The 280-nt window shown below is 54.6% G+C and carries 1 protein-coding gene; it reads right to left on the bottom strand.

All coding sequences use genetic code 11. The annotated features are described in order from the left end of the window. Window positions 1-19: 19 nt before the first annotated feature. A partial coding sequence (locus KOL94_RS24990) for a hypothetical protein (RefSeq protein ID WP_260412660.1) occupies window positions 20-280 on the bottom strand: 261 nt, incomplete at its 5' end.

The following is a 280-nucleotide window of genomic DNA, read 5'->3' as shown; positions in this document are numbered from 1 at the left end:
CTGGGCATAACCATCCAAATTAAGCTGCCGCTCGTAAGGTGACACGACAGAGCTTAGCTGGAACCGACGAACCACATAGCCCAGTCTCTTCAGGTGGCTGAAGACCTGGTACTGCAGGAAACTCAAGGTGTCCTCTGTCAGCAGCAGCTGGTAGGCCTCTTGGATAGACAGTGGGAGGTCTTGGTAGAAGAGCTGAATCGAACCACACTCCAGCAGATACAAAGCCTCTTCGGGGTGAAGTCGCTGCCGTCCTTCCTCTGAGTAGCCCATGGTCTGCCAG

Origin of the sequence: Alkalihalobacillus sp. TS-13 (assembly GCF_019720915.1) — a bacterium.
In the GTDB taxonomy this organism is placed as follows: Bacteria; Bacillota; Bacilli; order Bacillales; family Fictibacillaceae; genus Pseudalkalibacillus.
This window is presented reverse-complemented; position numbering and strand designations above follow the sequence as displayed.